The organism is Actinoplanes auranticolor (assembly GCF_018332655.1).
GTDB classification, from domain to species: Bacteria; Actinomycetota; Actinomycetes; order Mycobacteriales; family Micromonosporaceae; genus Actinoplanes; species Actinoplanes auranticolor.
In genome coordinates this window covers 130,082-150,076 of sequence record NZ_BOQL01000058.1, presented here as the reverse complement: position 1 = coordinate 150,076, position 19,995 = coordinate 130,082, and the positions used below count along the sequence as shown (strand labels likewise).

21 protein-coding genes are annotated in these 19,995 nt (G+C 73.3%); 11 read left to right on the top strand and 10 right to left on the bottom strand.

What is annotated here, in order from left to right; translation table 11 throughout:
* Window positions 1-16 precede the first annotated feature (16 nt).
* The 3 genes from Aau02nite_RS33945 (at window position 17) to Aau02nite_RS33935 (ending at window position 3,506) form a co-directional block, all read left to right on the top strand.
* A complete protein-coding gene (locus Aau02nite_RS33945; protein WP_246595636.1) occupies window positions 17-793 on the top strand; it encodes a 2-phosphosulfolactate phosphatase in 777 nt (258 codons plus the stop codon).
* A gap of 98 nt (window positions 794-891) precedes the next feature.
* Window positions 892-2,694 carry an aspartate--tRNA ligase gene (gene aspS / locus Aau02nite_RS33940; protein ID WP_212992689.1) on the top strand — a complete coding sequence of 601 codons (1,803 nt, stop codon included), beginning with the start codon at window positions 892-894 and terminating at the stop codon, window positions 2,692-2,694.
* The gene (locus Aau02nite_RS33935) at window positions 2,694-3,506 is read left to right on the top strand and encodes a sugar nucleotide-binding protein (protein ID WP_212992688.1); all 813 of its coding nucleotides are present in this window, start codon (window positions 2,694-2,696) and stop codon (window positions 3,504-3,506) included. Before aspS ends, Aau02nite_RS33935 begins: the two co-directional genes overlap by 1 nt.
* Here Aau02nite_RS33935 and Aau02nite_RS33930 read toward each other — a convergent pair.
* From Aau02nite_RS33930 to Aau02nite_RS33920, 3 genes are read right to left on the bottom strand one after another with little or no spacing between them, the layout of a single operon-like run.
* The gene (locus tag Aau02nite_RS33930; RefSeq protein WP_212992687.1) at window positions 3,492-4,232 is read right to left on the bottom strand and encodes an ABC transporter permease; all 741 of its coding nucleotides are present in this window, start codon (window positions 4,230-4,232) and stop codon (window positions 3,492-3,494) included. The genes Aau02nite_RS33935 and Aau02nite_RS33930 overlap by 15 nt on opposite strands.
* Window positions 4,229-5,761 (bottom strand): DUF1349 domain-containing protein, encoded by a 1,533-nt coding sequence (locus Aau02nite_RS33925; protein WP_212992686.1) that lies wholly within the window; start codon window positions 5,759-5,761, stop codon window positions 4,229-4,231. Before Aau02nite_RS33925 ends, Aau02nite_RS33930 begins: the two co-directional genes overlap by 4 nt.
* Window positions 5,758-6,507 carry an ABC transporter ATP-binding protein gene (locus Aau02nite_RS33920; protein ID WP_212992685.1) on the bottom strand — a complete coding sequence of 250 codons (750 nt, stop codon included), beginning with the start codon at window positions 6,505-6,507 and terminating at the stop codon, window positions 5,758-5,760. The genes Aau02nite_RS33925 and Aau02nite_RS33920 overlap by 4 nt, the downstream gene beginning before the upstream one ends.
* A gap of 86 nt (window positions 6,508-6,593) precedes the next feature.
* On the opposite strand from Aau02nite_RS33920, the gene Aau02nite_RS33915 reads away from it, so the two are divergent.
* The 5 genes from Aau02nite_RS33915 (at window position 6,594) to Aau02nite_RS33895 (ending at window position 10,814) form a co-directional block, all read left to right on the top strand.
* Window positions 6,594-7,256, top strand: coding sequence for a response regulator transcription factor (locus Aau02nite_RS33915; protein ID WP_212992684.1), 663 nt, complete (start codon window positions 6,594-6,596; stop codon window positions 7,254-7,256).
* Window positions 7,253-8,323, top strand: a complete 1,071-nt coding sequence (locus tag Aau02nite_RS33910) for a sensor histidine kinase (RefSeq protein WP_212992683.1) — start codon at window positions 7,253-7,255, stop codon at window positions 8,321-8,323. Before Aau02nite_RS33915 ends, Aau02nite_RS33910 begins: the two co-directional genes overlap by 4 nt.
* A complete protein-coding gene (locus Aau02nite_RS33905) occupies window positions 8,320-8,862 on the top strand; it encodes a GyrI-like domain-containing protein (RefSeq protein ID WP_246595635.1) in 543 nt (180 codons plus the stop codon). The genes Aau02nite_RS33910 and Aau02nite_RS33905 overlap by 4 nt, the downstream gene beginning before the upstream one ends.
* An 8-nt stretch (window positions 8,863-8,870) precedes the next feature.
* Window positions 8,871-9,419 carry a YciI family protein gene (locus Aau02nite_RS33900; RefSeq protein WP_212992682.1) on the top strand — a complete coding sequence of 183 codons (549 nt, stop codon included), beginning with the start codon at window positions 8,871-8,873 and terminating at the stop codon, window positions 9,417-9,419.
* A gap of 195 nt (window positions 9,420-9,614) precedes the next feature.
* Entirely contained in the window at window positions 9,615-10,814 is a 1,200-nt protein-coding gene (locus Aau02nite_RS33895; protein WP_246595634.1) for an acyl-CoA dehydrogenase family protein, read from the top strand.
* A gap of 6 nt (window positions 10,815-10,820) precedes the next feature.
* Here Aau02nite_RS33895 and Aau02nite_RS33890 read toward each other — a convergent pair whose 3' ends face one another.
* The 6 genes from Aau02nite_RS33890 to Aau02nite_RS33865 all read right to left on the bottom strand — a co-directional run bounded on the left by Aau02nite_RS33890 (window position 10,821) and on the right by Aau02nite_RS33865 (window position 16,870).
* On the bottom strand, window positions 10,821-11,360 hold the full coding sequence (locus Aau02nite_RS33890; RefSeq protein WP_212992681.1) for a GAF domain-containing protein: 540 nt from the start codon (window positions 11,358-11,360) through the stop codon (window positions 10,821-10,823).
* The gene (locus tag Aau02nite_RS33885; protein ID WP_212992680.1) at window positions 11,357-11,953 is read right to left on the bottom strand and encodes a GTP-binding protein; all 597 of its coding nucleotides are present in this window, start codon (window positions 11,951-11,953) and stop codon (window positions 11,357-11,359) included. Before Aau02nite_RS33885 ends, Aau02nite_RS33890 begins: the two co-directional genes overlap by 4 nt.
* The gene (locus Aau02nite_RS33880; RefSeq protein ID WP_212992679.1) at window positions 11,931-12,302 is read right to left on the bottom strand and encodes a DUF742 domain-containing protein; all 372 of its coding nucleotides are present in this window, start codon (window positions 12,300-12,302) and stop codon (window positions 11,931-11,933) included. Before Aau02nite_RS33880 ends, Aau02nite_RS33885 begins: the two co-directional genes overlap by 23 nt.
* 2 nt (window positions 12,303-12,304) lie before the next feature.
* Window positions 12,305-12,739 (bottom strand): roadblock/LC7 domain-containing protein, encoded by a 435-nt coding sequence (locus Aau02nite_RS33875; RefSeq protein WP_212992678.1) that lies wholly within the window; start codon window positions 12,737-12,739, stop codon window positions 12,305-12,307.
* Between the two features lie 54 nt (window positions 12,740-12,793).
* Window positions 12,794-15,334: an ATP-binding protein gene (locus tag Aau02nite_RS46850; RefSeq protein WP_246595633.1), complete on the bottom strand. Its 2,541-nt coding sequence runs from the start codon at window positions 15,332-15,334 to the stop codon at window positions 12,794-12,796.
* A gap of 510 nt (window positions 15,335-15,844) precedes the next feature.
* Window positions 15,845-16,870, bottom strand: coding sequence for a questin oxidase family protein (locus Aau02nite_RS33865; protein ID WP_212992677.1), 1,026 nt, complete (start codon window positions 16,868-16,870; stop codon window positions 15,845-15,847).
* Window positions 16,871-16,924: 54 nt separating this feature from the next.
* Between Aau02nite_RS33865 and Aau02nite_RS33860 the strand changes: the two genes are divergently transcribed.
* Window positions 16,925-17,608 (top strand): DUF1345 domain-containing protein, encoded by a 684-nt coding sequence (locus Aau02nite_RS33860; RefSeq protein ID WP_246595632.1) that lies wholly within the window; start codon window positions 16,925-16,927, stop codon window positions 17,606-17,608.
* On the opposite strand, the gene Aau02nite_RS33855 is transcribed toward Aau02nite_RS33860, so the two are convergent.
* Window positions 17,592-18,071: a GNAT family N-acetyltransferase gene (locus Aau02nite_RS33855; protein ID WP_212992676.1), complete on the bottom strand. Its 480-nt coding sequence runs from the start codon at window positions 18,069-18,071 to the stop codon at window positions 17,592-17,594. The two genes, Aau02nite_RS33860 and Aau02nite_RS33855, sit on opposite strands and share 17 nt — an antisense overlap.
* A gap of 59 nt (window positions 18,072-18,130) precedes the next feature.
* Between Aau02nite_RS33855 and Aau02nite_RS33850 the strand changes: the two genes are divergently transcribed.
* Both Aau02nite_RS33850 and Aau02nite_RS33845 read left to right on the top strand, forming a co-directional pair.
* Window positions 18,131-18,706, top strand: a complete 576-nt coding sequence (locus tag Aau02nite_RS33850; protein ID WP_212992675.1) for a helix-turn-helix domain-containing protein — start codon at window positions 18,131-18,133, stop codon at window positions 18,704-18,706.
* Window positions 18,703-19,977: an MFS transporter gene (locus tag Aau02nite_RS33845; RefSeq protein ID WP_212992674.1), complete on the top strand. Its 1,275-nt coding sequence runs from the start codon at window positions 18,703-18,705 to the stop codon at window positions 19,975-19,977. Before Aau02nite_RS33850 ends, Aau02nite_RS33845 begins: the two co-directional genes overlap by 4 nt.
* Window positions 19,978-19,995: the final 18 nt, after the last annotated feature.

Below are 19,995 nucleotides of genomic sequence, written 5' to 3'. Positions count from 1 at the left end.
CGGCACAATAGTCGGTGTGAATGATGCGTGGACGCAGGCCGGCAGCCGGATCCGGTTCGACTGGGGGCCGGCGGGCGCCGACGCGACCGGGCCCGGGGCCGCCCTCGTCGCCGTGATCGACGTGCTCTCCTTCACCACGGCACTGACCGTTGCCGTCGAGCGGGGGATCGCGGTCCTGCCGTACCGGTGGCGCGACGACTCGGCCGGGCGGGTCGCCCGGGAGCACCATGCGGTGCTGGCGGTCGGGCGTAAGGAGGTGGCGGGGGCGGGCCAGGTGAGCCTGTCGCCGGACAGCATCCGGCGCAGCACGGGGATCGAGCGGCTGGTGCTGCCCTCACCGAACGGCGCGACGATCGCCGCGCGGCTGGCCGAGGCGGGCGCGACCGTCGTCGGGGTCTCGCTGCGCAACGCGGACGCGGCCGCCGCGAGCGTCGTGCGCCGGCTGGGCGCGGGGGAGGCGGTCGCGGTGGTCGCGGCCGGGGAGCGCTGGCCGGACGGTTCGTTGCGGCCGGCGGTCGAGGACCTGTGGGGTGCGGGGGCGTTCATCGCGGCCCTGGTACGGCGGGGAGCCGGTGATCTCTCGGTCGAGGCGGGGACGGCGCTGGCGGCGTACCGCAGCGTCGCAGACGACCTAACGACCGCCCTGCGCGACTGTGCCTCCGGGCGCGAGTTGCGGGCCTATGGTTTCCCCGGCGACGTCACGGTCGCTGCCCAGCTGAACGCCGCCACGGCGGTGCCGATCCTGACCGACGGATGGTTCGTGGCCGAACCCGCTCCGCACGAATGCCGCTGAGCGATCCCAGGGGGCTGTCCCGGGCCTGTGCGCAGCGGGACGGGGCGTAGCTGACACAATGTCGGGTGCGCCCCGTAACCCTGTGAGGAGAAGTTTCCGTGATCCGTACCCATGACGCCGGCAGCTTGCGTGCGAGCCACGCCGGTCAGACGGTGACGCTCGCCGGGTGGGTCGCCCGCCGCCGCGACCACGGCGGTGTCATCTTCGTCGACCTGCGCGACGCCTCGGGCGTCGTCCAGGTGGTCTTCCGCGAGGAGGACGCGCACGCGCTGCGCAACGAGTTCTGCGTGAAGGTCACCGGCGAGGTCACCCAGCGCCCGGCCGGCAACGAGAACCCGGACCTGCCCACCGGGGCCGTCGAGGTCACCGCGAGCGAGCTGGTCGTGCTCTCGGAGGCCGCGCCGCTGCCGCTGCCCGTCGACGACACCATCACGGCCTCCGACGACCTCCGCCTCAAGTACCGCTACCTGGACCTGCGCCGCAGCGGGCCGGCGAACGCGCTGAAGCTGCGCAGCCGGGCCAACCAGATCGCCCGGGAGATCCTGCACGCGCGCGACTTCAACGAGATCGAGACGCCGACGCTGACCCGGTCGACCCCCGAGGGCGCCCGCGACTTCCTGGTCCCGGTCCGGCTGCAGCCCGGCACCTGGTACGCCCTGCCGCAGTCCCCGCAGCTGTTCAAGCAGCTGCTGATGGTGGCCGGCATGGAGCGCTACTACCAGATCGCCCGCTGCTACCGCGACGAGGACTTCCGCGCCGACCGGCAGCCGGAGTTCACCCAGCTCGACATCGAGATGTCGTTCGTGACCCAGGACGACATCATCGAGCTCGGCGAGGAGCTCGTCGTGAAGCTCTGGGGCGAGCTGGCCGGCTACCGGGTGCAGACCCCGATCCCGCGGATCACCTGGACCGACGCGATGAACCGGTACGGCTCCGACAAGCCCGACCTGCGGTACGGCCTGGAGCTCACCGAGCTGACCGACTTCCTGCGCGGCACCGAGTTCCGGGTGTTCGCCGGCGCGATCGACGCCGGTGGTTACGTCGGCGCGGTCGTCATGCCGGGCGGCGCCTCGCAGACCCGCAAGGAGCTGGACGGCTGGCAGGACTGGGCCAAGGCGCGCGGTGCCCGCGGCCTGGCCTACGTCGTGCTGGACGCCGAGACGGGCGCGGCGCGCGGCCCGGTCGCCAAGAACCTCTCCGAGGCACACCTGGCCGGTCTGGCCGACGTGGTGGGCGCGAAGCCGGGCGACGCGGTGTTCTTCGCCGCCGCCGCCGAGCGCCGCGAGGCTCAGGAGCTGCTGGGCGCGGCCCGCATCGAGATCGCCAAGCGGGCCGGGCTGATCGACGAGTCCGCCTGGGCGTTCTGCTGGGTCGTCGACGCCCCCATGTTCGAGAAGACCGACGACGGCGGTTGGACGGCCGTGCACCACCCGTTCACCTCGCCGAACGCCGAGTGGATGGACAAGTTCGAGGAGGCGCCGGACCGGGCGCTGGCCTACGCGTACGACATCGTGGTCAACGGCAACGAGATCGGCGGCGGCAGCGTCCGTATCCACCGCGGTGACGTGCAGAGCCGGGTCTTCGACCTGCTCGGCATCACCCCGGAGGAGGCCCAGGACAAGTTCGGCTTCCTGCTCGAGGCGTTCAAGTACGGCCCGCCGCCGCACGCCGGCATCGCGCTCGGCTGGGACCGCACCTGCATGCTGCTCTCCGGCAACGAGTCGATCCGCGAGGTCATCGCGTTCCCGAAGACCCGCGGCGGCTACGACCCGCTGACCACCGCGCCGACGCCGATCACCGCCCAGCAGCGGCTGGAGGCCGGCATCGACGCGAAGCCGAAGGCCACGACGGCGACGCCCGGCACCGACGGCGTGGCAGCCCCGGTGGAGCCCTCGAACTGATGCGGGTGCTGGTCGTCGGCGCCAGCGGTCATCTCGGCGGCGAGGTGGCACGGCTGGCGTCGGCGGCCGGCGACGAGGTCATCGGGACCTCCACCACCGGCACGAGCGGGTGGTCCCAGCTGGACATCACCAACCGCGAGGCGGTGCTCACACTGGTCTCCCGAGTCCGGCCGGCGGTCGTGGTCAACGCGGCGTACCGGGCGGACAGCTGGGCGATCTGCGCCCACGGGGCGGCCCACGTGGCCCTCGCCGCTGCCGAGGCCAGGGCCCGTCTTGTGCACGTGTCCTCCGACGCGCTGCACGGCGGCCGGCCCGAGCCCTATGGTGACGACGCGGTGCCGACTCCGATCTACCCGTACGGTGCGGCGAAGGCAGCCGCCGAAACGGCGGTCGCCGTGATCGACTCGGCAGCCGTCCTGGTCCGGACCTCACTGATCGTCGGCGACGAGCGCAGCACGCAGGTCCGCTTCGCCCTGGACCTCATCACCGGCCGGACCCGAGGTGCGCTCTTCAGCGACATGGTCCGCTGCCCGGTCGACGCGACCGACCTGGCCGCCGCGCTCCTGGAACTGGCGGCGAGCGGATACCGGGGCCTGATCAACGTCGCCGGGCCGCAGGCGGTGAGCCGCGCGGAGCTCGGCCGGCTGGTGGCGAGGCGGTACGGACTCGACCCGGCGGCCGTGCCGGTGTGCACGATCGCCGAGAGTGACCTGACGGCCGGCGCCGCGGAGGTCCGGCTGGACAGCACGCGCGCCGCCGGCCTGCTCGAGACGCCGCTGCGTGGGGTCGCCGAGGCGCTAGGCGTCGCGTAGCCGGATCAGCAGTCCACCGGCGAGCAGCGCCGCCGCGGCCCACGCGCCGAGCACGGCGAGTCCGCGCCACGGGCTGACGGCCACCGAGTCCAGACCGGTGGTGGCCTGGACGGCCAGGCCCGCCGCCATCGGGCCGATCTGGTCCAGGTGACGCCGGAAGTCCGGGTCCGTCGTGGCCAGCCCGATGAGCGGGAAGAGGTAGAGCAGACCCAGGACCAGCCCGGCGGCGGCGCCCGGGTTGCGGACCGCGGTCGTCACGCCGAGCGCGAGCAGACCGACCAGGACCAGGTAGAGCACGGATCCGGCGGCGGCCCGCAGCACCGCGGCGTCGGTCACCGCCAGTGGCAGCAGGCGGTCCGCGGCCAGCAGGGATCCGGCCACGCCGGCTGCGGCGGCGGTCGTCACCACCGCGGTGAGCACGAGTGCCTTCGCGGCCAGGACTGTGAGCCGGCGCGGGACCGCGGTGAGGCTGAGGTGGATCATGCCGGTGCTGTACTCGGCGCCGATCACCTGCACCGCCAGGACGGCCACCACCGCCTGGCCGAGCTGGACCCCGGTGAGGCTCACCTTGGCGAGGTCCACCGTGCAGCCGCCGGCCCGGCAGTCGGTGACCGCGCTGGCCAGGACGCCGATCCCCACGGTCGCCGCGACGACGGTGAGCAGCAGCAGGCCGGTCCCCGGTGTGGTACGCAGCTTCGTCCACTCCGCGTGCAGTGCGCGCCTCATACGTCACGCCGCCGCAGTGACAGCACGGCCAGTCCCAGGGTGAGCGCTGTCCAGCCGGCCAGGACGGCGAGACCGGCCCACGGCGACAGCGGGAAGTAGCCGTTCACCGGGATCGGAAAGTGGTCGACCTGCGGATGACTCACCGCGCTCTGCTGCAGGGCGAACGCGGCGGCGGGGGTCACCCGCAACAGCCACTGCGCGGGCTCGGCCGGCAGGACGGACATGGCGAGCAGGTAGGGCAGCACCACCACCACGATCCCGGCCACGACAGCGGTGAACCCGCGCCGCAGCACCGTACCGAGGGCCAGTGCCAGCACCGCCGCGCCGGCCAGCAGCAGCCCGGTGCCGACCACGAGGCGTACCTCGGTGGCGGTGGAGGCCGGGTGCACGTACACGCCGCGGTCCCGGAGCATCCGCTGGCCCACGAAGATCACCACCGCGGCGGCCGGCACCCCGAGCCCGAAGGCGGTGCCGCCGAGGACTACGGCTTTGGCCAGCAGGACCCGGCCGCGCCGCGGGACCGCGGCCACCGTCGTGCGGATCATTCCGCGCCGGTACTCGGCGGTCATCGTCATCGTGGCCACGACGACCACCAGGATCAGGCCGGCGAACGTACCGATGAGGGTCTGGCTGATCGTGGTGCCGATGCCCGAGATGCCGGCGACGGCCGGGGCGATGTCGCCGCTGCCCGCCACCCGGAAACCCGCTCCGACCTCCTCGGGCTGTCCGGGTGCGCCGCCGCCGACCAGGGTGCGCATCCAGGCCGGGTCCGGCGCGGTGCCCTGCAGGCCGAGACTGTCGAACGTCGCGGTGGCCTGGCTCGGGCCGCCGGTCACACCGCCGACCCCACGGCCGCCGCCGGCGACCCAGGTGTACTGCGGGGACGTCGCGAAGGCGCCGACCTGCGCCGTGGCCGGCAGACCGGGCAGCCGTACGGTGCCGACGGTCGTCCACGCCGTACCGTCGGGCGACTCCTGCCCGGTGATCGTCTGCCCCGCCCGGGTGAGCCGCAGCCAGCGTGCCGTGGTGGCCGGTACGGGCGGACCGGCCCGGTCGTGCACGTAGTCGTGCTGCATCCGCACGCCGTGGGCCCCGGTCAGCATGATCGCGGCGTACGTCGAGCCGGGCCGGGTGCCGTCCTTGACGATCAGCCCTCCCTTGGCCCACGGGGCGAGTCCGGGCTCACCGTCGCCGGGATCGCCCTCGGCCACCTGCGGGCCGGTGCTGTCCGCCGGTCCACCCGGGCCCGGCTTGCGGGGCAGGACGCCGGTGAGCCCGTTCAGCCGTACCGTGATGCTCCCGTCGCCGGTCAGCGACCGGTGCACGAAGGTGAAGCTGTCGGTCACCTCCTGGCCGCCCGGGCCGACCGGCAGCACGCACTCCGACTGCGGGCCGTTGCGCCCGCACGACCCCTGCCCGCCGGCGAGCAGCCCCAGCCCGACCACCGCCACCGCCGCGACGGCCAGCGCGACGACCCAGCCGCGCACGGTTCGCAGCTTGGTCCACTCGGCGTGCAGCGCCGCCCTCATCGCGAGGCCTCCGGCGACCCGGCCGCCCGGAACTCCACCGCGTCGCGGGTCAGCTCCAGGTACGCCCGTTCCAGGCTGCCGTGCCGGGCCAGCAGCTCCGGCATCGTGCGGTCGGCGAGCACCCGGCCCCGGCCGACCAGCACCACGTGGTCGGCGGTGTCCTGCAGCTCGCTCATCAGGTGGGTGGAGAGCAGCACCGCGCGGCCCTCGGCGGCCAGCGCCCGCAGGAAACCGCGGATCCAGACGATGCCCTCGGGGTCCATCCCGTTGAACGGCTCGTCGAGCATCAGCACCGGCGGGTCACCGAGCATCGCCGCCGCGATTCCGAGCCGCTGGCGCATGCCGAGCGAGAAGCCCCCGGCCCGGCGCCGGGCCACGCCGGTCAGACCGGCCTGCTCCAGCACCTGGTCGACGCGGGCCGCGGTCAGGCCCTGCGAGTGGGCCAGCCAGAGCAGGTGGTTGCGGGCGGTGCGGCCCGGCTGCAGCGCGCCGGCATCGAGCAGGGAGCCGACGACGCGCAACGGGCAGGGCAGGCTGCGGTACGGCCGCCCGCCGACCAGTGCGCTTCCCTCGTCGGGCGCGTCCAGCCCCAGGACGATCCGCATGGTGGTGGACTTGCCGGCGCCGTTGGGGCCGGCGAAGCCGGTGACCTGTCCCGGCCCGACGGTGAAGGACATCCCGTCCAGGGCGAGGGTGGGCCCGAAGCGTTTCCGTAGGCCGCTGACGACGATGCTGGTCTCGTTCATGCCGTGGTGTCTACGCGGGCGCCGGTGTCGCCACGGTGGCGCCGGCTGACACCCCACTGACACCCGGCGCCTGGCATCGTGGGGCCATGCGCGTACTGGTCGTGGAAGATTTCGAGATCCTGGCCCGTACCCTCGGCACGGGTCTGCGCCGCGAGGGCATGGCCGTGGACGTGGTCCTGGACGGCCCGGACGCGCTGGAACACCTGGCCGTCACCCGCTACGACGTGGTCGTGCTCGACCGCGACCTGCCCGGCGTGCACGGCGACGAGGTGTGCCGCCGGATCGTCGCGGACGGCTCGGGCAGCCGGGTGCTGATGCTGACCGCGGCCGCCACGGTCGGGCAGCGGGTCGCCGGCCTGGTCCTGGGCGCCGACGACTATCTGCCCAAGCCGTTCGACTTCGCCGAGCTCGTGGCCCGGATCCGGGCGCTGGGGCGGCGCCCGGCCACCGTGCTGCCGCCGGTCCTGCACAGCGGCGACCTGATGCTCGACCCGAATCTGCGGGTGGTCACCCGCGGCGGCCGCCGGCTGGAGCTCAGCGGCAAGGAGTTCGCCGTGCTGGAGTGCCTGCTCGCCGCCCAGGGCCGCCTGGTGCCGGCCGAGGAGCTGCTGGAACGGGTCTGGGACGAGGCGGCGGACCCGTTCACGACGGCGGTGAAGACGACCATCCGCCGGCTGCGCACCAAGCTCGGTGCTCCGCCGCTGGTGCACACCGTCCGCGAGGCCGGCTACCGGATCGGCGCCCCGTGAGCGCCCGCCGCCGGCTGCGGACCCAACTGACCCTGCTGTACGCGGTGCCGTTCCTGGCTTCCGGGGCGATCCTGGTCAGCATTCCGATCCTGCAGGGGCGTGAGAGCAGCCCGGTGGGCCTCGGCGTGGGCCCGCCGCCGGTGGCTCCCGTCCCGGGTCCGGACCTGGCCCGGGTGGTCACCGCCTCCGCCGCCGGGCTGGCCGCCATGGGGCTGGTCGCGCTGGTGCTGGGCTGGCTCATCGCGGGACGGTTCCTGCGGCCGCTGCGCGGGATCACCGCGACCGCCCGGGACATCTCGGCCAGCAACCTGCACCGCCGGCTCGGCCGCACCGGGCGCAACGACGAGTTCACCGAGCTCGCCGCGACCCTCGACGACCTGTTCGGGCGGCTGGAGGCGTCCTTCACCTCGCAGCGCAACTTCGTCGCCAACGCCTCGCACGAGCTGCGTACGCCGCTGACCGCCCAGCGGGCCCTGCTCCAGGTGGCCCTGGCCGATCCGGAGGTCACGGTGGAGGGCCTGCGGGCCGTGGGCCGCGACGTGCTCGACCTGGGTGCCGCGCAGGAACGCCTGATCGACGCGCTGCTCACCCTGGCCACCGGCGAGCAGGGCGTCGAGCACCGGGAGCCGTTCGACCTGGCCGAGGTGGCCGACGCGGTGGTCGCCGGCCGGCGGGACGACGCGCGGCGGCGCGACCTCGCGCTCCGGGTGCGGCTCGGGGCGGCCCCGGCCACGGGCGACCGGCGCCTGGTCGAGAGCCTGGTGGCCAACCTGGTCGACAACGCGCTGCGGCACAACACACCGGGCGGCCACGTCGAGCTCGGCACCGCGACCGTCGACGGCCGGGCCACCCTGACGGTCCGGAACACCGGTGCGGTCATTCCGCCGGCCGAGCTGGAGCGCCTGTTCCAGCCGTTCCAGCGTCTCGGCGCGCAGCGGCTCGGCCACTCCGGCGGCCACGGCCTGGGCCTGGCCATCGTCCGGGCGATCGCCACCGCCCACGGCGCGACGCTCGTCCCGGCCGCGCCACCGGAGGGCGGCCTGGCCATCGAGGTGCGCTTCGGGTGACCGTTGCCGATGATGGAGCCGAGCCCGTCAACGAGGAGGCGTCCGTGCTGGCCGAACCCACCGTCCTGTGGCGCGACGAGCAGTTGTACGTCGCCCGGCGCGAGGCGATCACCATGACCGAGTTCGCCCGGGTCGCCGATCACCTGCCGGCCATGTTCGGCTGGCTGGGTGAGCGCGGGGTGGTGCCGGCCGGCGCGCCCTTCTTCCGGTACCGGGTCATCGACATGTCCGCCGAGCTGGTCGTCGAGGCCGGCATCCCGCTGCCGGCGCCGATCGAGGTGGCCGAGCCGGACTTCGTCGACGTGCTGCCCGCGGGCCGGTACGCGACGCTCACCCACATCGGGCATCCCGACGAGCTGATGGGCGTCACCGCCACCCTGCTGGATTGGGGGCAGCAGCAGGGGGTCCAATGGGACGTCACCCCGACCCCGGAGGGCGAGGTGTGGGGCGCCCGGCTGGAGGTGCTCCTGACCAACCCGGCCGAGGAGCCGGACATGCACAAGTGGGAGACCGCGCTGCTGTTCCGCCTGGCCGATTAGCCTGTGGCATGGAGTTCTTCTGCTACCACCGGGACCGGCCCGGCTCCGCGGCGCTGCGCGACGAGCTGCTTCCGGAGCATTGGTCCTACATGGACGGCTATGCGGCCGGGATGATCGCCCGCGGACCGACTCTCACCGACGACGGCGAGACGGCGACCGGCAGCGTGCACATCGTCGACCTGCCCGGCGCGGCCGAGGCCCGGGCGTTCGCCTTCGACGAGCCCAACTACCAGGCCGGTGTGTACCGGGACGTGCTGTTGCGCCGGTGGCGCAACCTGCTCGGGCGCACGATGTGGGACTTCTCCGGCGGCCGCAGCGGCGGCCGGCGCTATCTGGTGCTCGGCCTCGGCGCGGGGCCGGGCGCCGACCTCGCCGTGCCGGCTGCGGCGGAGGACCTGATCGCGTACGGGCCGCTGTTGTCCGACGACGGTGCCGCCTGGCTGGGCACGGTGGCGCTGGTCCGGGCGGTGGATCCCGACCAGGCGCGGACAGTGCTGACCGCCGACCGGTACGCCGGCATCGAGGTGCACAATTGGGCATTCGGCGGACGCCCCTGACCGCCGCTCCACAGTGGACCGTTTTGCCCGGATTGACGGGTGGCGCATTCTATTGTGAACTTTCTTCTTGATCGTTGATCTATCACTATGAGTGTCTGCATGGATACGATCAGCGGCAGCGGCGGCGCGCCCACCGGTGTCCGTGTCCGACTCGCCGTTGTTTCTCGCCGCTTGCCGACCCCACGAGGAGTTGCAGTGGACGCGTACTTCATGACCGCGCGCCATGAACAGTTGCGTCAGGAGGTGCGGGCGTTCGCGGAGACCGAGGTGCGCCTGCGGGTCAATGAGATGGAAACCTCCCGCGAGGTCCAGCACGACCTCTCGCGGCTGATCGCCCGCCAGGGCTGGATCGGTGTCACCATCGGCACCGGGCACGGCGGCATGGGTCTCGGCCACCTGGCCAAGACGATCATCATCGAGGAACTGGCCCGGGTCAGCGGCGCGATGGGCGCCATGGTGCAGGCCTCCCAGCTGGGCGTGGCCAAGATCCTGCACTTCGGCGACGCCGACCAGCAGGCCAAGTGGCTGCCGGCGATCGCCGCGGGGGAGTGCCTGCCGACGATCGCGGTCACCGAGGAGCACTCCGGCGGGCACGTCCTGGGCATGTCGGCCACCGCCGTCCGCGACGGCGCCGAATACGTCCTCAATGGACGCAAGGTCTTCGTCGGCAACAGCCACGTCGGCGACCTGCACGGCGTGGTCGTCCGCACCGGCCCCGGATCCAGGGGGCTGTCGGCGTTCCTGGTCGAGGCGGACCGGCCGGGCTTCTCGCTCGGCCCGCACCGGGCGGCGATGGGTCTGCACGGCTTCAGCTTCGGCGAGCTGATCTTCACCGACTGCCGGATCCCGGCGGCGAACCGGCTGGGTGCCGAGGGCGACGGCCTCTCCGTGGCCTACTCCTCCAGCATCCTGTACGGCCGCCCGAACCTGACCGCGGTGGCCCTCGGCATCCACCAGGCGCTGGTCGAGGAGACCTCGGCCTACGTGACCGAGCGGCACCGCTACGGCAAGCCGCTCGGCGAACTGCTGCCGATCAAGCTCAAGCTCGGGCAGATGCAGTCCCGGCTGATGACCGCGCGGCTGGCCGCCTACCACGCCGTGCACACCCTCGACCAGGGTCTGCCCTGCGACGCGGAACTGATGAACGCCAAGCTGATCAACGTGGAGTCGGCCCTGGACAGCGCCCGCAACGCGATGGAGATCCACGCCGCGGCCGGGCTCTACGCCGACCGGCCGGTGGAGCGCTACCTGCGCGACGCCCACCACATCTTCGCCCCGGCCGGCACCTCGGACGTGCAGCTGATCCGCCTGGCCGAGGTCGCCTTGGGCACGGCCAAGGGCCAGTGGTCGCAACGGCTGGCCGCCCGGCCGGCCGCGGAGGCCGTCACCCCCTGACCGCGGTCAGCGGCTGTCCTCCCGGCGGTGGATCTGGGTGATCAGCTCGGCGGCCATCGACTTGATGGTCTCCAGGCCGGGGCGTCCCCACGGTCGGGGCTCCACGTCCACCACGCAGATCGTGCCGAGCGTCGTGCCCGTCCGGTCGATCAGCGGCGCCCCGAGATAGGACCGGATGCCGATCTCGTCGACCACCGGGTTGCCGGCGAAGCGCGGGTAGTCGCAGACGTCGTCGAGGACCAGCGCCTTGCGGCGTACGACCACGTGCGGGCAGTAGCCGTGGTCGCGGTCCATGATCCGGCCCGGCGAGGCCGACGGGTCACCCTTGGCCACGGTGTGCAGGCCGGCGAAGTACTGCCGGTCCTCACTGATGAAGTTCACCATCGCGTACGGCGCCCCGGTGACCTCGGTCAGCTTGCGGGCGAAGTCGTCGAACTCGGGGTCGGGCTGTTCGCCCAGGCCGAGCTCGCGCAGCCGCCGCATCCGCAGCGGCACCTCCAGGTCGGTCGGGGTCAGCGGGTGGTGCGGGGAAGAGTCGTAGATCATGCCAGGCTCCGGATGGCCGTCGGGGTGGGATGTACGCCGAGCAGGTGCTGGATGAGCTGGACGAGCACGGAGGTGGCGGACCGGCTGTCCCGGGCGTCGCAGCTGACGATCGGCACGTCGGGCTTGAGGTCGAGCGCGGACCGCACGTCGGCCGCCTCGTACCGGAAGGAGTTGTCGAACTGGTTGATCGCCACCAGGAAGCCGATGCCGCGCGACTCGAAGAAGTCCACCGCCGCGAAACAGTCCTGCAGGCGGCGGGTGTCGGCCAGCACGACCGCGCCCATCGCCCCGGCGGACAGCTCGTCCCACATGAACCAGAAACGTTCCTGGCCGGGCGTGCCGAACAGGTACAGGATGTGCCGCCGGTCGATGGTGATCCGGCCGAAGTCCATCGCGACCGTGGTGGTCGTCTTGCGCTCGATGCCGGTCAGATTGTCGGTGCCGACGCCGGCGGTGGTGAGGATCTCCTCCGTGCGCAGGGGCTCGATCTCACTGACGGCGCCCACGAACGTCGTCTTGCCCACGCCGAACCCGCCGGCGATGAGCAGCTTGAGCGCCGTCGGGAAGGGATCAGAGTCGTCGCTGTAAGGCATTGAGAATGGTCTCCAGTACCGCCGTGTTGGTGGGTTCGGCCGCCGGGCCGGGGGATCGGGTGTCGATGGCGCCGGCGTCGACCAGGTCGGAAAGCAGGATCTTGGTGACGACCGCGGGTAGCCGCAGCCGCGCGGCGACCTCGGCGACGGTCGTGGGGCTGCCGCACAACCCGAGCGCCTCGGCATGGTCGGGCTCGAGCTGACCGTGCGGCAGCCGGCCGGTGGCCATGACCATCGACAGCAGCTCCATCCGGGTGCTGGGCTGGGTGCGCCCGTTGCTCACCGTGTACGGCCGGACGAGTCGTCCCGCGGCGTCGTCGAGCCAGTGCTCGTCGTCGGGCCGCCCCATCGTCACCGTCCCGCGCCGCCGGGATGGCCGGCCGCCTGCCGGACCGGGGTGCCCAGGTACGGCCGCACACTCTTGACCAGCTGCGCCATCTCGTAGCCGAGCACGCCCGGATCGGCGTCCTTGCCGGCGATGACGGCGAGCACCGCACCGGAACCGGCGGCGGACACGAACAGCAGGGCATCCTCGAGCTCAGCCACCACCTGGCGAACCGCCTCCCCACCACCGAACCGTGTCCCGGCGCTCCGGGCGAGGGAGAACAGCCCGGAGGCGATGGCGGCCAGATGATCGGCGCCGTCGTCGTCCAGCCCGTGCGCGGCCTTGCGCAGCCCGTCGGAGGACAACAGCAGCGCGCTACGGGTGTCCGGGACGCGCTCGGCCAGCCCGGACAGCAGCCAGACGAGATCCTGGGCGGAACGTACCGGATCGTTGCTCAGCATCTGAGCACACCTTTCTCAACGGGCTCGGGACTCGGAAAGCTGGAGGCGGAACCGTCAGGGCTGGTCGCGCTCGGCCGGCTCGGCCGGGGAGGGCGGTCCGGCTTCGCTGCGGGAGACGCCCCGCATGAAGGAGGCCATGAGGCCGGGATCGTGCTCGCCATCGTCATCGGCGGGAGCGGATGGAGGCGGCCCGAACTGCAGCTGCGGCGCCAGATGGGTCTGGCTGTGCCGGCGTGGCAGCGGGGGCGGGGTGACGGTGGGCCGGCCCTCGGCCGACTCGGCCCCGGTCCGCCGCGGCACCTCACCACCGACCGACGGGAACGGCGCCGGGCCGGATGCTCGCCCGTGGGGGAGGGATTCCCGGGCCTCGACCTGCGCGCCGAGAAGCTGATTGCTCGATTCGCGTCCGGGGGTCTGAGCTGCAGAGACACGCATCCCCGGCGGCGAAGCCGAAGACGCTGAAACGCCGGGCCCGGATGCTGAATCCCGGGATGCCGAGTCCCGGGATGCGAAGTCCCGAGAACCGGGGCTCTGGGAATCGGAGTCCCAGGATCCAAAGTCCTGGGATGCGGAGCTCGGCGGCGCGGAAGCCGGGATCGCGGTGACTGCCCAAGGGGAGGCAGGGGGTCCGGAGGCGGGGGGCGAAGAGGACGGTAGCGCGGAGGCCGGCGGCCCGGAGGCCGGAATTGTCGAAGCCGGCGGCGCGGAGGCCGGCAACGTAGAAGGCCGGGGGACGGAGGCGGGCGGCGCAGAAGGCTGGGGAACGGAGGCGGGCGGCGCAGAGGCAGGCAGCGCAGAGGCAGGCAGCGCAGAAGGCCGGGAGGAGGCTGGCGGCGTTGAGGCCGGTGGCGCTGAGGCCGGTGGCACAGCTCCCGCGGAGGCGAGAGTCGGGGTTGCCACGGTCGGGGACGCGAAGCCCGGGGTAGAGAGAGTCGCTTGCTCGGTCATCAGGGCCTGCGCGGATGAGTGCTGGGCCGCCGAGCCGGCGGCAGACCCAGCGGCAGATCCGGCGCCACCAGCAGATCCGGCGCCACCAGCAGATCCGGCGCCACCAGCAGATCCGGCGCCACCAGCAGATCCGGCGCCAGCGGCAGATCCGGCGGCAGAGCCAGCGATGACGTTGGCGGCAGAACCGCCGGCAGATCCGGCGGTGACGCTGGCGACAGACCCGGCGACAGACCCGGCGGTGATGCTGGCGGCAGACCCGGCGGCAGATCCACTGGCAGATCCGCTGGCAGATCCGGCGGTGACGCTGGCGGCAGACCCGGCGACAGATCCGGCAGCGGATCCGGCGGCCGGGCCCGCGGAGATGCGGGCCGGCGACGGGGTGTCCGGCGTCGCGGCGAAAGCCGGCCACGTCGGCGGGGGCGCCGCGATCTGGGACGGACCCGGCACCCGCTGCACCAGCTCCATGGTGTTCTGGGTCAGGGCCGGCTGGGCCGCCACCGGCTCGCGGTCCTCGCGGGCCGAGCCGAGCAGCTGCTGCGGCAGGATGATCACGGCCTGGGTGCCGCCGTAGATGTTGCCCTGCAGTTGCACGGTGACGCCGTGCTGGCGGGCGATCATCGACACCACGAACAGGCCGATCCGGCCGTCGCGCAGCAGCTCGTCCAGGTTGATGTCCTCCGGGTTGAGCAGCAGCCTGTTAAGCCGGTCCTGGTCCTCGCGCTGGATGCCCAGCCCGCGGTCCTCGACCTCGACCGCCACACCGGCGGCGACGTGCTGGGCGCGCAGCAGTACCTGGGTCTGCGGCGGGGCGAACATCGTCGCGTTCTCGATCAGTTCGGCGACCAGGTGGATGATGCTGGCCACCGCGTGCCCGGGCACGGTGCCGTCGATCGGTGGCACCAGTTTGACCCGGGAGTAGTGCTCGACCTCGGCGATGGCCGAGCGCAGCACCTCGGTCAGCGCGACCGGCCGGCTCCACTGCCGGCGGGAGACCGCCCCACCGAGGACCGCCAGGTTCTCCGCATGCCGCCGGATGCGGGTGGCCAGGTGGTCGACCTGGAACAGGCCCTTGAGCAGGTCGGGGTCCTCGACCTCGTTCTCCAGCGCGTCCAGCAGCTTGATCTCGCGGTGCACCAGCGACTGCAGCCGCCGGGACAGGTTGACGAACACCTCGACCTGGCGGCCGGCCGACGTGCGTACCGGCACCGGCCGCTCCTCGGCCAGCCGCACCCGCTCGCTGAGCGTCTCGATCTCGGCCCGCGCCTCCGCGACCGCCGTGCGGTATCCGGCCGCTTCGGTCAACGCCGCGGTGGTCTCGGCCCGGACGTCGGCCAGGTCCGCGCGGGCCAGCGCCGTCTGCGCGCGGGCCTCGGCGAGCTCGGCCCGCAGCCGGGCCGGCCGGTCGTCGAGGGCCCGGATCGTCCCGACGGCCCGGCCCGCCACCACGACGAGCGCGATGACCCCGGCCAGGAAGATGGCGATCAGCACCAGGTCCGACTGGTCCGCCCCGCCGGCCCAGAGGTAGCCGGCGGTGACCGCGAACAGCAGCGCGGCGGCCCCGGCGGGCGCCGCGACCAGCCACAGCAGCCGGCCCCGCAGCAGGGTGTCGTCCGGCGGGGGCAGGGCGGACGAGGGTGATTCGGGCATGGGCGTCCTCAGTCGGCGGGAGACTTTGTCGTGGAGGCGCATTCAGTGAATTCCACTGTGGAAGCAGCGACCACTCTAGTGCTCCGGAAAATCTTGTCCAGCGAAGTGGCGGAATGCCGGGTAAACCGTGCACGCCGATCCGCCGGCCGTATTTCTGCACGACGACTGTCATTATTGCGCCGATTGAATTCCGCCCCGGCTCACGCCGTCAGGGACCGGCTGGGCAGCGCTTCGGCATCGATCGCCCACGGTGCCCGCCGCGGTGGCGACCAGCACCACCGCCGGCGTGACCAGCCGCAGCGCCGCCACCACGAGCAGACCGAAGCCGCGGCCAGCACGATGAGTGGTCCAGGAGGGACAGCGAAATCTGCACGATGATGCCGGGTCCGGCGAGGGCGAGGGCAGTGGGGGCGATGGTGCGCTGTCGGGTCACCGCCTCAGCATGTCGGCCTCGGCGCGCCCCGTCATCCGTCCAGCAGCGACACTGCCGTACGCGGATGGACGTACGGCTCATTCGTCGAGAATCAGCTCCGTGGCGTGCCGGGAGGACGCCAGCAGCAGCGGATCCGGCTCCCGGTGCCACATCTCGATCGCCGCGTCGGCGAACTTGATGGCGTGCGCGTCACCGGACTCCGTCGCTTGTTCCAGCACAGCCGGAGCATCAGGTGCGCCGGGCGTGAAGGCACGAGCGACCGGGGGAGCGTAGGCGGCTGTCACCGCCGCGGTGGCCGCCCACGCCGCCGCGAGGCTCGGCTCGTGCAGAGCGGCCGGAAGCGAGGGCAGGGTCCGCAGCACGGCGAGTGGCGCCGTTGCCGCGTGCACGAGCAGCACCGGGTTGCCGTACCCGTGGGTGGTGTGCAGCCGCACCGCCGCCGTGACGATCCCGACGAGCCGGTCCCCGGCGGTGGTCCCGGCCGGGCCGGGCACGGCCCCGGCGGCGGCCGGCCATCCCGGCAGGTCGGCGAGCTGGGCCAGCCGGGAGCGGATGCCGGAGCGCTGGTCCGGCACGCGTGGCACGGCGTCGAGCGCCGCCCGCGGATCCGAGCTCCGGTACGGCCCCCGCCCGGCCGGCGCCAGGGGCTGCCATCGTGCCGCCCAGTACGCCAGCCCCTGCCCCAGCTCGGCCACCCGGTCTTCGGTCTCCTGCTCGCGCAGCGCCCGCACCGCGTGCCCGACCCGGATCACCCCGTGCGTCGCCCCCGCCGCGATGCCGGGCAGCAACCGTGGCCACCACAGCGCCAGCACGTCGGACCACGGCTCGGCGCGCAGCGCCCGGTCGAAGAACGCCAGCCAGTCGCCCGTGCGGACCGGGTCACCCAGCGGTTCGCGCCACTCGTCCGCCGCGATCGGCGCGATGCCGCGGGGGACCTCCACCAGCCGGCGCTCGTACCCGTCGAGCCACCGGTGCACCTGGTCCGCCCGGCCGTGGTGGACCAGCGCCTCCGCCGCCATCGGGCCGTGGTTGGACAGCCAGCCGTCGTGTTCGGGCCCGGTGACGTGCAGCCGCCGCAGGGCCTCATCCAGAATTCCGGTCATCGTCGCAGCGTGCGTGTTGAAGCTCGGTTGAGGTCAAGGGGCCATGATGGGCCCGTGGGCTTCGAGGAGGATCTGGCAGCGCGGCCGTTCTGGCGCCGGCTCAGCCGCGGCGAGCAGCGCTGGCCGTTCGCCCTGGCCATCGCCGCGATGATCACCCTGCAGCTGATGCTGCCCGAGCGGTACAGCCTGGGCGCCTGGTGGGTGCTGCCGGCCGTCGAGGTGGCCGTCGTCGGCGCGCTGGTGGCCGCGAACCCGGGCCGTCTGGAGCGCCGGACGCCGATGTTGCGCCGGCTCAGCCTCACCCTGATCGCCGTGGCCAGCCTGGGTACCGCGTGGTCGGTCGTGCGCCTGGTCGCCGACATCGCCGGCGGTGCCGACACCGGCAGCGCGGCTGCTCTGCTGGGCAGCGGCGCCTCGATCTGGTTGATCAACGTGCTGACGTTCGCGGTCTGGTACTGGGAGCTGGACCGGGGCGGGGCGCTGGAGCGGGCGGCCGGGACGGACCCGTACCCGGACTTCCTCTTCCCGCAGATGACCGCGCCGGACATGGCGCCGAAGGACTGGCGGCCGCAGTTCGCCGACTACCTGTACCTGGCGTTCACCAATGCGACCGCCTTCAGCCCGACGGACACGTTGCCGCTGTCGCGCTGGGCGAAGCTGACCATGCTGCTGCAGTCGGCGATCTCCCTGGTCACCGCGGCGCTGGTGGTGGCCAAGGCGGTCAACGCGCTGGGATGACCAGCCGCATGCCGGGGTCCCGGTTGCGGACGAAGCCCAGCGAGGCGTAGAGCGGCTCGCCCTCCGCGGAGGCACGCAGGTCGACGGCGCCGATGCCGCGCTGGGCGTACCAGGCGAGCAGGGCGGTCATGCAGGCCCGCGAATAACCCCGGCGGCGGTACGCCGGGTCGGTCGCGACGTTGAGCACGTACCCGCGCAGCCCGGTCGGGTCGTTCGGACCCGGCAGCCGCTGATCGACCGTGCCGACGACGCAGGCCGCGAGCCCCGGACCGTCCGGCTTGTCCACCACGAACGCGGCCATGGCGTCGTTGCCCGGGTCGAGCAGCGGGCGCACGACCGCGATGCCGGGGCCGATCCAGCTCTGCGGGTCGCCGCCGCCGGGGCGCACCGAGTCCATCATCACGCCGCGCAGGCGCAGGACCTCGGCGGCGTCTTCCCCGCCGGCCCGCCGGACCTCGATCATGGCCGCCATTCTGGCACAGCCGACTTGCACAATTTCTGTGCACAAGTATTGTGCAACTCATGGAGCCGATGAAGGTCCACCTCGACGCCAAGCAGATCCGGGTGCTCGCCCACCCCCTGCGCGCCCGGCTGCTGGGCCGGCTGCGGCTGGACGGGCCGGCCACCGCGACCCGGCTCGCCGAGGCCCTCGGCACCAACACCGGCGCGACCAGCTACCACCTGCGCCAGCTCGCCGAGGTCGGGCTGGTCACCGAGGACGAGAGCGCCGGCCGCGGCCGCGAGCGCTGGTGGCGGGCCGCCCACGACATCAGCAGCTGGCAGCGCGACGCGTTCGCGGGCGACCCGGACGCGACCGCCGCCGCCGACTGGCTCGACAGCTACGGCCTGCAGCGCCTGGTCGCCCGCGCGGAGAGCTGGCAGCGGGCCCGGCCGGCCGAGCCGCCGGCCTGGCGGGCCGCCGCCGGCTTCTCCGACTACATGCTGAGCCTGGGCAGCGAGCAGCTCAGCGCGCTGACCGCCGAGCTGGACGCGGTCATCGAGCGCTATCGCGCCCGCGGTGCGAGCGATCCCGCGCCCGACGCCCGCCAGGTCCTTCTCTACCTGTACGCGATGCCGCGGATCGAGGACCCGGCATGACCGCGCTGACGGCGATCCAGGCCCGGCGCCGCTTCCTGTGGCTGCTAGCCCTGCGCTGGTTCCCCGTCGGCCTGATGATCCCGGTCACCGTGCTGCTCCCGCTGGACCGCGGTCTGACCCTCGCCCAGTACGGCTCCGCAGCCGCCCTGCAGGGCCTGGCCGTCCTGCTGCTGGAGCTGCCGACCGGCGGGCTCTCCGACGCGATCGGCCGCCGGCCGGTGCTGCTGCTGGCCGGTGTCATCGAGATCACCGCCCTGTCGCTGCTCACCGTGGCCGACTCGGTGCTGATGTTCATGGTCTTCTACCTGTTGCAGGGCCTCTACCGCGCGCTGGACAGCGGCCCGCTGGAGGCCTGGTACGTCGACCAGGCGCTGGCAGCCGACGCGCGCGCCGACATCGAGACGGGCCTGAGCCGCAGCGGGGTCGTGCTGGGCGTGGCCATCGCGGCGGGTGCCCTGCTCACCGGCGGCCTGGTCGCCCTCGGCCCGACCGTGCCGGGCGGGGCCCTGAGCCTGCCCGTCTACGTCGCCCTCGGGCTGCAGGTCGTGTCGCTGGCGGCGGTGGCGCTGCTGATGACCGAACGCCGGCCGCGCCGCGGGTTCGCCGCGCTGGCCCGGTCCGTACGCGGGGTCCCGGCCGCGATCGGTGGCGCGCTGAGCCTGCTGCGCCGCTCCCGGATCATCGCGGCGCTGGTCGCGGTGGAGCTCTTCTGGGGCTTCGGGATGGTGGCGTTCGAGAGCCTGATGCCGGTCCGGCTGGCCGAGGTGGTCGGCGACCCGGGCACGGCGTCGGCGCTGATGGGACCGGTCGGCTCGGTGGCCTGGCTGGCCTCGGCCCTGGGCGCGGCGTTGATCCCGCTGCTGACCCGCCGGATCGGGGCGCCCTGGACCGGCTTCGTGCTGCGGATCCTGCAGGGCGTGACGGTGGCCGGGATGGCGCTGTTCGCCGGTCCGGTGGGAGTGATCGCGGCCTACCTGATCTGTTACACCGTGCACGGGGCGGCGAGCCCGGTGCACAACGGGCTGCTGCACCGGCAGGTCGACGGGCCGTACCGGGCGAGTCTGCTGTCGCTGAACTCGATGGTGAGCCAGCCCGCCGGTGCGCTCGGGCTGGTCACGCTGACCGCCGTGGCGTCGGCGTCCGGCCTGCGGGTGTCGCTGCTGGTCGGGGCGGCCGCCCTGGCCGTGGCGGCGCCGCTCTATCTGGTCGCCCGCGGCTCGGCGGCGACGGTGGCGCCGGTGGGTGCCCCGGAGCCCGTCCCGGCGCCCTGAGCGGTGCCGCGGCCCCGG